Below are 9,466 nucleotides of genomic sequence, written 5' to 3' on the forward strand. Positions count from 1 at the left end.
TTTTTATCACGGGTATTATCTTTATAAAATGGACGCCGCAAAAATACAGCTTTCAACAGAGGAATTATCGCTGGTGCAAAATGCTGACTGGCTTTTAACAAAGAATACAATTATTGAAAAAGTTTACTCCTTGTTTGGGGATATTGCCCACCAAACGCGCGACAACTTTAATGCAAACCCGGCTATTTTATTGTCGGAAGTGCTGATTCCTTCGCCTAAGATCTCAAGAGGGGAGAATTACGGGGGATTGCCCTGGGTAATGCTGGATTATCCGCGTTTATTCAACCGCCAGGACACATTTGCCATCAGGACCCTGTTCTGGTGGGGGCATTTTTTCAGCGTAACCCTGCACCTGAAGGGTCGTTATAAACAGCAATACCAGCAAAACCTGCTTACTAATTTACCGTTACTGGCAAGCAGGCAATTTTACTTATGCGTAAGTGGAGACGAATGGCGTCACGAATTTGAAGAAGACAATTACAAGCCGCTTACCCAATTGAATTCATCTTCAGTAGAAGAAATTCTGCTGGCTAATGATTTTTGCAAGCTTTCCGCCAAAATTTCACTTCCTCATTGGAATCGGTCAAAAGAATTAATAATTGATCTATACGAAACAATTGTTACCTCTATTGGTCATTAATTACCGAGCCGGTGAAACAGGTCTTTTACCTGGTAGCCCCATAACTGACTTTGGTCTTTTACCTCCCCCTTATCTGCAAAATCTTTAATCACAAGGATGGTCTGATTCGTAACTTCTGATTTCTCGATTCTAAATTCGAAATATTCTTCTTTGGGTGCATGCAACCAGTGAAACCTGATAAATTTCTCTTCTTCACTTTCCATCACTTCTGCCTTATCGGTAGTTCCGTTCCAGGAAAAACTAAAAACATTATCCCGTTCGTCTACTTTATCGGCAAACCACTCCTGCAAACCTGCAGGGGTACTAAGGAATTCGTATAAAATGGAAGGAGAACATCTTACCGGATACTCTAACGTAAATATGTGTTTCTTACTCATCTAACCCTTGTATTGATCTTTTTTGCAAGTTGCAATGGTGCAATTATAGAAAAATAATGCTACCCTCAAAATTTTTTTTTGGATAAATAGGGTAAAAAGTGCCTAAAAATGAATAAATAAGCAAAAAAATTTCATATATCTGACTACCAGCTGGTTACGAATTATTTTGTAGAAGATGGGCAGAAATGGGTATATTAGGTGGATAGTTTTTTAACAACAAAATGCTTGTTCATATAACAAATTCAACAGGTATTTCGTTTTTTATAAACCATTGACCGTTATAAACCTAAAAAACCCTTTAAAATGTCCTACCTATGAGTATGCGGCAACTCAAGATCACGAAATCAATTACGAATCGTGAATCTCAGAGCCTTGAAAAGTACTTGCAGGAAATCGGAAAAGTTGAATTGATCAGTCCCGAAGAAGAAGTTAAGCTAGCGGGCTTGATCAAGCAAGGTAATCAAGCAGCCCTTGATAAACTAACGAAAGCCAACTTAAGGTTCGTTGTATCCGTAGCCAAGCAGTATCAAAACCAAGGTCTTTCACTACCAGACCTCATCAATGAGGGTAATTTGGGTCTCATTAAAGCAGCGCAGCGTTTTGATGAAACCCGTGGTTTCAAATTCATTTCTTACGCCGTATGGTGGATTCGCCAAAGCATTCTTCAGGCATTAGCTGAACAATCGCGTATTGTAAGGCTTCCATTAAACAAAGTAGGGTTAACCAACAAAATTCAGAAAGCGTTCTCCCAATTGGAACAGGAGTTCGAACGCGAACCCTCGCCCGAAGAACTGGCTGAACTGCTGGAACTCGAAACTGAAGAAGTATCTGCTACCCTGGGCATCGCTGCCCGGCACGTAAGCATGGATACACCGCTGTCTGAAGGGGAAGACAATACCCTGATGGATGTGTTGGTAAATCCTAATGCTGAGTACGCAAATGCCAACATCGAGCACAAGGAGTCGCTTAAACAGGAAATCGAGCGTTCCATGAAAATGCTTACCGAACGGCAAAAAGAGGTAATCTGCTATTTCTTTGGATTGGGGGTCGATCATCCCATGAGTCTGGAAGACATCGGGGAGAAATTCAACCTTACCCGGGAACGGGTTCGCCAGATCAAAGACAAGGCAATTACCAAACTGCGCACCAATTCGCGTTCAAAGGCCCTCCGGGGATATTTGGGCGTTTAACCTTAAAATTATAGCCTGGCAAAAGAAACTTTACACAACAAAATTTACTTCCTGTAAATTTGCAGTCCATAAAGTGAATATAACTTGAGGGTATATTCACTTTTTGCTTTTAGCCCTTAGGCCCAGCGCAGGGTTTTAATGAAATGCGAAAAACAGGAAGTTATGTTTGAAAATCTTACCGACCGGTTGGAATCGGCCCTAAAACAGATAAAAGGTGAAGGCCGGATCACCGAACTGAATATTGCTGCTACCGTAAAAGACATTCGCCGCGCCCTGGTGGATGCGGACGTGAACTATAAAATTGCCAAGGATTTTACCGATCGGATAAAAGATAAGGCATTGGGTGAGAAGGTAATAACTGCCGTAAGCCCCGGCCAGCTGATGGTAAAGATCGTGAAGGACGAACTGGTTGACCTGATGGGTGGCAGCGAAAGTGAGTTCAACGCCAAAGGCAATCCCGCCGTTATTCTGATCGCCGGCCTGCAGGGTTCCGGTAAAACTACCTTCAGCGCCAAACTGGCCAATTTCCTTAAAACAAGAGGCCGGCTTTCGCCTATGCTGGTGGCGGCCGATATTTACCGTCCGGCGGCCATTGACCAGTTAAAAGTACTGGGCGAACAAATTGAGGTGGATGTATACAGCGAACCCGAGAATAAAAATGCGGTGCAGATAGCCATCAACGCCATCAAGGAAGCCCGCAGTAAAAATAAAAATGTGGTTATCATCGATACCGCCGGCCGCCTGGCCATCGATGAGGCGATGATGACCGAAGTAGCCGACGTAAAATCGGCCGTTAAACCCAACGAGATCCTGTTTGTGGTGGACTCCATGACCGGTCAGGACGCAGTGAATACCGCAAAAGCGTTTAATGATCGCCTTGACTTCACCGGTGTGGTGCTCACCAAGCTCGATGGTGATACCCGCGGTGGCGCCGCCCTTTCAATCAAATACACGGTTCAAAAACCCATCAAGTTTGTAAGCAGTGGCGAAAAGCTCGATACGCTCGATGTGTTCTACCCCGAACGTATGGCCCAGCGTATATTGGGTATGGGTGACATTACCACCCTGGTTGAAAAGGCGCAATTACAGTTCGATGAAGAACAGGCGCGCAAACTGGAGAAGAAGATCCGCAAGAACCAGTTCAACTTCGAAGACTTTAAACAACAACTGGAGCAGATAAAAAAGATGGGTAATATCAAAGACCTGTTGGGAATGATCCCGGGTGTTGGTAAAGCCATCAAGGATATTGATATCAGCGACGATGCTTTCAAGGGCATCGAGGCCATGATCAACTCCATGACCAAACAGGAGCGGGAAGACCCCGATCTGATAAATATGGGTCGCAAACAACGCATTGCCAAAGGCTCAGGAAAAGACATTAACGAGGTAAATGCCTTTTTGAAGCAGTTTGAGCAAATGAAACAGATGATGAAAATGATGAATAAAATGCCGATGGGGCGAATGGGAATGAAGCGCTAGAAAAATTTTTTTCACTATGAAATTGTGGGTCTATCGGCTTGTTTACCAGCTAACTTATCAACAATTTCGCGCGTATTTTATTCAGAATGATGGCATGATAAAACACAAAAATTTCTTCTGAATTATTAAATTTGGAAAAATCATGTCGATTGTTATTTTTGCAATCGTTATAATGGAAAGTAACCCTATTTGTTCACGCATTTAAATTTCTATTTAAGATGCCAGTTAAAATCAGACTGCAACGCCATGGGTCTAAAAAGAGACCTTTTTATTTCATCGTAGTGGCCGATGCACGCTCTCCGCGTGATGGAAAGTTTATCCAGAAGTTGGGTACGTACAACCCGCTTACAGTTCCTGCAAGTATTCAGTTGGATCGCCAGAAAGCCTTGGATTGGCTGCATAAAGGCGCTCAACCTACTGATACAGTGCGCAGAATCCTGTCGTACAAAGGCGTATTGTACCTGAAACATTTGTTGCGTGGTGTGAAACTGGGTCTATTCGACGAAGCTACCGCTATGGAGAAATTCCAGAAGTGGCATGCTGAGCACGAAGTCCAGGTTAAGAAGCGCCAGGAAACAGAAGCAAGGGATAGAAGACCCCGCAGAGGTGCAGGTGGACCTCCGGTGAGACCGCGCAGAGGAGAATAATCCTACGCAGTATAGCTAGCTGTCAACTTGTTAAATCCCGTTGAGGTTCATCCTTAACGGGATTTTTTTCTTTTAGCCCCCTTCAATAGGGGGAGAAAAACTTTGGGCTGCTGCCCGCCAACTGGTGGGTTGCAGCCCATTTTTTTGCCAGATCTGGTTGGGATTTTACATCAGCTTTCAGGGACCAATCAAGGAGGTAACAGAGACATAACAGGGATAAAATCCCTTCTAGGTCCCTGTGAGGTCCCTGTTATGTCCCTGTTATGTCCCTGTAAGGTCCCTGTGAGGTCAAAAAAAGACCGGGTACGGTTCCACAAAATACCCGGCCCCTGCATTGCCCTTGGCTGCCGAAAGTTACCTTTGCGCCTTATGATCAATTACAACAGCATTGGAAAAATAGTGGCCACTTTTGGGGTGAAGGGAGAAGTAGTGTTGCAACATCAGCTAGGGAAAAAGACCTCGTTAAAAGGGCTGGAAGCCGTTTTTATTGAGGATAAGAAAGATGAAATGCTTCCTTATTTCCTGGCTGGAGAAGCGCGCATAAAGAACGATGATGAATTATTCCTGAAGTTCGAAGGCATCGATACCAAAGAAGCAGCCCATAAACTGATGCAAAAGCGGGTTTGGCTGCCGCAGGAGGAGTTTGAGAAATATGTTTCCAAATCGGCCCCCATAATGCTGTTGGGTTATCATATCATCAATGAGGGAACAGACCTGGGTGAAATCCTGGAGATCATTGAACAACCGCATCAACTTCTTTGCAGGATCGATCTAAAAGGCAAGGAAGCCCTGATTCCAGTGCACGAAGACTTTCTGCTTAAGATAGACAGGAAGAAGAAACAGGTGCATGTGGAGCTGCCTGAGGGGTTGTTGGATATATATAGTTGAGTTGACCAGTTGATCAGTTGACCAGTTAACCAGTTAACCAGGAAGAAGTTGGTTAGGTGAATAAAGGAGGATGTTGATAGGGTTGACGGAGTTGACAGAGTTGACAAGTTAACAAGTTGACAAGTTGACGAGGCCGAAGAAGGTTAAGAGGTATAAAGTAGGAAGTTGATAGCGTTGATAGGGTTGATAAAGGAAGCATGAAATAAGATGTAAGAAATAGGAAGTAGGAAGCTTGAAAAATTATTAGGTTGAGTAATGGCAAGAGGCTGTATTTCTCCCCCTCCACCGGAGGGGGTTGGGGGGAGGCCTGAAAGGTGAATGTAGAAGCGAGGTTGTGATTTCGGGAGCCCTTTCACGTTTCACGTTTGCCGTTTCACGACTGCCGGATTTTATACCGTAAATTCGCAATAGATTCACCATTGGCCATTGACCATTCACCATGAGCATTTCCCAACGCATCATAGCCCATTTTGATTTAGATGCATTCTTCGTTTCTGTTGAATGCCTCAACAATCCTTCCTTAAAAGGATTGCCGCTGATCGTTGGTGGACGTGAGCGTGGCGTGGTGGCCGCCTGTAGTTATGAGGCCCGCAAATTTGGGATCCATTCCGCCATGCCCATGAAAACAGCCATGCGGTTATGTCCGCATGCCACTGTGGTAAAAGGCACCCGCGGTGAGTACAGTCGCTTTTCGCGCTGGGTTACCGACATCATTGCCGCCAAAGCCCCACTTTTCGAAAAAGCCTCCATAGATGAATTCTATCTTGACCTAACAGGGATGGATAAATATTTCAACCCTTATCAATGGACCATCGATCTGCGACAGGAGATCATGGATAAAACCGGGCTGCCCATTTCGTTTGGACTGGCGGCTAATAAAATGGTGGCTAAAATTGCGACTGACGAGGCCAAACCAAATGGCTACCTGCACATTGCCTTTGGGCGGGAAAAAGAATTTCTGGCTGGCTTAAAAGTGAACAAAATACCCGGTGTAGGCGACAATACTTTTCAGGCCCTGCGCGACCTGGGTATTGAAACAATAGAACACCTGGCCGCGCACCCCATTGAAATACTCGAGAACCGGTTTGGTAAATACGGCGCCGATCTGTGGCATAAAGCGCATGGAATTCATCACGGCGAAGTGGTGCCCTATCACGAAGCAAAATCCATTTCCACAGAAAGTACTTTTGAAGAAAACATCCTCGATCTTGAACGCCTGATGAATGAACTGGTACGGATGACGGAACGGGTGGCATATGAGCTTCGTCAGGATAATAAAATGGCCGGATGTATTGCGGTTAAAATACGCTATCCCGATTTTGAAACAACCTCCCGCCAAACCAGCATTGTGTATACTTCTTATGACGACGAACTAATACCCAAGGCTAAAGACCTGTTTCACAAGCTGTACCGAAAAGGTAAGCCTGTCAGATTACTGGGCGTGCGGCTGAGTGAGCTGGTTGATGAAGCCGTGCAGACAAATTTGTTCAGTGATGTTGAAAAAAAGACCGAGCTTTATAAGGCTATCGATGATGTAAAGAACCGGTTCGGCAGTAAATCCCTGACCAAGGCCGCCGGGAAGTAATAACTAGTAATAATCCAATATTTTACAGCCGCTACTACCAGTAAAATGGTATTTTTTACTTGAAAAACAAAAAATAAGATATAAGTCTACTTTATGGGTAGGGATTTGTATCTTCGTACTCCTTTAAAGTGTTAGCAATCATTAACATTCTTTTTATCAACCTTAAAATACTTAGTATATGAGTTTAAGATTAGGCGACATCGCTCCTAACTTCCAGGCTAAGACCACTGCCGGTGATATTGATTTTTATGAATTTCTTGGTAATGGCTGGGGTATCCTGTTTTCTCACCCTGCAGATTATACACCTGTTTGTACTACTGAGTTAGGCAAAACTGCTTTATTGCAGGAAGAATTTGCCAAACGCAATGTAAAGGTACTGGCTGTTAGTGTTGATCCGCTTGATAAACACCTGGGTTGGATAAATGATATCAACGAAACACAAAATGTCACTGTTGGTTTCCCCATCATCGCTGATGAAGACAAAAACGTGGCTACTTTGTACGATATGATCCACCCCAATGCTTCTGAAACATTTACTGTACGTTCACTGTTCGTGATAGGACCCGATAAAAAGGTAAAACTGATGATCACCTATCCGGCATCTACTGGAAGAAACTTCTACGAAGTATTGCGCGTGGTTGATTCACTGCAACTGACCGCTAATTACAGCGTGGCTACACCAGCTGATTGGAAAGAAGGTGAAGATGTAATTGTGGTTCCTGCAGTTTCTACTGAGGACGCCATCAAGAAATTCCCTAAAGGCGTTAAGGTTGTTAAACCTTACCTGCGTTATACGCCTCAGCCGAACAAATAAGGTTGATAAAGACATATCGATATTTACACAATCCCCTGATCTTATCGGGGGATCGTTGTTTTAAGACTGTTTACCGGGATTGTACTTCTCTTTGAATATCTTATCTGGATTGGTGTAAATAAAAGCAGTGCTTTTTTTGAAGTCTGATCGGATGTTAGGAGTGAGGTGCTGTATCCAGGCAGGATTTTTTTCCTGTCTGAAATAAGCATACAAAGCCAATGCGTAACCCCATTCGCGTTGTTTCAGGTAGCCAAGGGTGCTATGGCCGCGCACCCTGAAATTTTTGATCTCCCTGAAAGCGCAGTTGGCATTAAATACGCCAATGCCAAATACAACCGTGGTTAAATCGGTTAATGACTCATCGTTAAAAGAAAGCTGTTTTTCTCCTAACAGTTTTATATGCGCAAATTCATGTGCAATAGTGGCTACCAGTTTTTCAGGATCCTGTAAATTATATTTTTCTATAAACACATCGAATTTACCGGCTGCATTTTTACCAAAGTATAAACCGGCTGTCAAGGGTGTCTCACTGGTTTCATCAGGTTGGGTAAACAGGCTGAACCCGAGATCATTTTTTATTTCCTGCACACTTTCATTATACAGATCGAGGTTGATTGTTTCCAGGTCAATTTCCATTTGGCGGGCAACGATGTGGGCGGTTTGTATAAATGAATCGTGGGAGCCATCATATGGAAAAGGGAAGTGTTCGATGGTTGGAAAAAGCATGGGCTTTGTAAGTAGATTGTTTTGTCCAAACTCCTGCACCAGCCAAACAAAGGCCTGTTCCATCCAAAGACGGGTATTGGTGTCGATGGGGCACCCGGGCTGTTTTTTTGAGAATAAACCAAACATAGTAACAGGACGGTTTATATACTTAAAGTTACATATATCATTTGGCCTGTACAAATACGATAAACTGACTAACTATGAGCCATAAGCTATTTAAAAAGCTTATCTTCCAGTAAAACTCATACCATGAGAAAACTACTGCTTGGGTTGTTGATCTGTAGCCCCGTACTCCTGCTTGCGCAGCGCACCATTCTGCAATGTGGTAAGCTGATCGATGTTACCAAAGGGCAGGTACTTACTGAATATTCTATTATTGTAGATGGCAATACCATCACGGAGGTACAGGCTGGTTATACAAAGCCGGCGGCCACCGATAAAGTGATCGATCTTAAAAACAAAACCGTTCTTCCCGGCCTCATCGACTGTCATGTGCATCTTGAACATGAAACCAGTCCTACAAGATACCAGGAGGTGTTTACTTACAACCCGGCTGATTACGCTTTTCAATCGGTAGTGTTTGCAGAACGTACACTAATGGCCGGGTTTACCACGGTGCGCGACCTGGGCGGCACTGGCGTTAATATTTCACTACGAAATGCGATCAATAAAAAACTGATCAAAGGTCCACGCATTTTTACAGCAGGTAAGGCCATTGCTACTACTGGTGGCCATGCAGACCCTACCAATGGCTTTAGAGATGATCTGATGGGTGATCCTGGTCCGGAAGCAGGTGTGGTCAATGGCCCTGATGAATGCCGTAAGGCTGTACGGCAGCGATATAAAGAGGGGAGTGATGTAATAAAGATCACTGCCAGCGGGGGCGTTTTAAGCGTTGCCAAAAGCGGAGAGAACCCACAGTTTAACGAGGACGAGATAAAGGCCATTGTTGAAACGGCGCATGATTATGGGTATAAAGTGGCTGCGCACTGTCATGGCGCCGAAGCCATGAAAAGAGCCGTAAGGGCAGGGGTGAACAGCATCGAGCATGGCACCTTAATGGATGAAGAGGTGATGCAGTTAATGAAGCAGCATGGGACTTATTATGTGCCTACCATTA

The 9,466-nt window shown here is 44.1% G+C and carries 9 protein-coding genes and 1 pseudogene; 8 read left to right on the top strand and 2 right to left on the bottom strand.

What is annotated here, in order from left to right:
* Nucleotides 1-28 precede the first annotated feature (28 nt).
* Nucleotides 29-640 (top strand): hypothetical protein, encoded by a 612-nt coding sequence (locus ACJ751_RS12500; protein WP_407745832.1) that lies wholly within the window; start codon nucleotides 29-31, stop codon nucleotides 638-640.
* Here the strand turns inward: ACJ751_RS12500 and ACJ751_RS12505 are convergent.
* A complete protein-coding gene (locus ACJ751_RS12505) occupies nucleotides 637-1,017 on the bottom strand; it encodes an START-like domain-containing protein (RefSeq protein ID WP_014223164.1) in 381 nt (126 codons plus the stop codon). The two genes, ACJ751_RS12500 and ACJ751_RS12505, sit on opposite strands and share 4 nt — an antisense overlap.
* Nucleotides 1,018-1,337: 320 nt before the next feature.
* Between ACJ751_RS12505 and ACJ751_RS12510 the strand changes: the two genes are divergently transcribed.
* The 6 genes and pseudogenes from ACJ751_RS12510 to ACJ751_RS12535 all read left to right on the top strand — a co-directional run bounded on the left by ACJ751_RS12510 (nucleotide 1,338) and on the right by ACJ751_RS12535 (nucleotide 7,620).
* Nucleotides 1,338-2,207: an RNA polymerase sigma factor RpoD/SigA gene (locus tag ACJ751_RS12510; RefSeq protein ID WP_407745833.1), complete on the top strand. Its 870-nt coding sequence runs from the start codon at nucleotides 1,338-1,340 to the stop codon at nucleotides 2,205-2,207.
* 162 nt (nucleotides 2,208-2,369) lie between these two features.
* Nucleotides 2,370-3,686, top strand: coding sequence for a signal recognition particle protein (ffh, locus tag ACJ751_RS12515; RefSeq protein ID WP_407745834.1), 1,317 nt, complete (start codon nucleotides 2,370-2,372; stop codon nucleotides 3,684-3,686).
* A gap of 218 nt (nucleotides 3,687-3,904) precedes the next feature.
* A pseudogene (rpsP, locus tag ACJ751_RS12520) lies at nucleotides 3,905-4,156 on the top strand (30S ribosomal protein S16); the annotation flags it as partial.
* A 546-nt stretch (nucleotides 4,157-4,702) separates the two neighbouring features.
* Nucleotides 4,703-5,221, top strand: a complete 519-nt coding sequence (rimM, locus tag ACJ751_RS12525) for a ribosome maturation factor RimM (RefSeq protein ID WP_407745835.1) — start codon at nucleotides 4,703-4,705, stop codon at nucleotides 5,219-5,221.
* A gap of 439 nt (nucleotides 5,222-5,660) precedes the next feature.
* On the top strand, nucleotides 5,661-6,806 hold the full coding sequence (gene dinB, locus ACJ751_RS12530; protein ID WP_407745836.1) for a DNA polymerase IV: 1,146 nt from the start codon (nucleotides 5,661-5,663) through the stop codon (nucleotides 6,804-6,806).
* Nucleotides 6,807-6,984: 178 nt separating this feature from the next.
* Complete coding sequence (locus tag ACJ751_RS12535; RefSeq protein ID WP_407745837.1) at nucleotides 6,985-7,620, top strand: peroxiredoxin; 636 nt, start codon at nucleotides 6,985-6,987, stop codon at nucleotides 7,618-7,620.
* Nucleotides 7,621-7,680: 60 nt separating this feature from the next.
* On the opposite strand, the gene ACJ751_RS12540 is transcribed toward ACJ751_RS12535, so the two are convergent.
* Complete coding sequence (locus tag ACJ751_RS12540; protein ID WP_407745838.1) at nucleotides 7,681-8,472, bottom strand: hypothetical protein; 792 nt, start codon at nucleotides 8,470-8,472, stop codon at nucleotides 7,681-7,683.
* A 123-nt stretch (nucleotides 8,473-8,595) separates the two neighbouring features.
* Here ACJ751_RS12540 and ACJ751_RS12545 point away from each other — a divergent pair.
* Nucleotides 8,596-9,466: amidohydrolase family protein (locus tag ACJ751_RS12545; RefSeq protein WP_407745839.1), on the top strand; the 871-nt coding region annotated here is incomplete at its 3' end.

Source organism: Niastella sp. (assembly GCF_045805085.1).
Lineage (GTDB): Bacteria > Bacteroidota > Bacteroidia > Chitinophagales > Chitinophagaceae > Niastella.

Bases quoted from the DNA above. Each gene is read 5' to 3' on its own strand.
- ACJ751_RS12500 (WP_407745832.1), top strand. From the start codon at position 29: ATGGACGCCGCAAAAATACAGCTTTCAACAGAGGAATTATCGCTGGTG.
- ACJ751_RS12505 (WP_014223164.1), bottom strand. From the start codon at position 1,017: ATGAGTAAGAAACACATATTTACGTTAGAGTATCCGGTAAGATGTTCT.
- ACJ751_RS12510 (WP_407745833.1), top strand. From the start codon at position 1,338: ATGCGGCAACTCAAGATCACGAAATCAATTACGAATCGTGAATCTCAG.
- ffh (WP_407745834.1), top strand. From the start codon at position 2,370: ATGTTTGAAAATCTTACCGACCGGTTGGAATCGGCCCTAAAACAGATA.
- rimM (WP_407745835.1), top strand. From the start codon at position 4,703: ATGATCAATTACAACAGCATTGGAAAAATAGTGGCCACTTTTGGGGTG.
- dinB (WP_407745836.1), top strand. From the start codon at position 5,661: ATGAGCATTTCCCAACGCATCATAGCCCATTTTGATTTAGATGCATTC.
- ACJ751_RS12535 (WP_407745837.1), top strand. From the start codon at position 6,985: ATGAGTTTAAGATTAGGCGACATCGCTCCTAACTTCCAGGCTAAGACC.
- ACJ751_RS12540 (WP_407745838.1), bottom strand. From the start codon at position 8,472: ATGTTTGGTTTATTCTCAAAAAAACAGCCCGGGTGCCCCATCGACACC.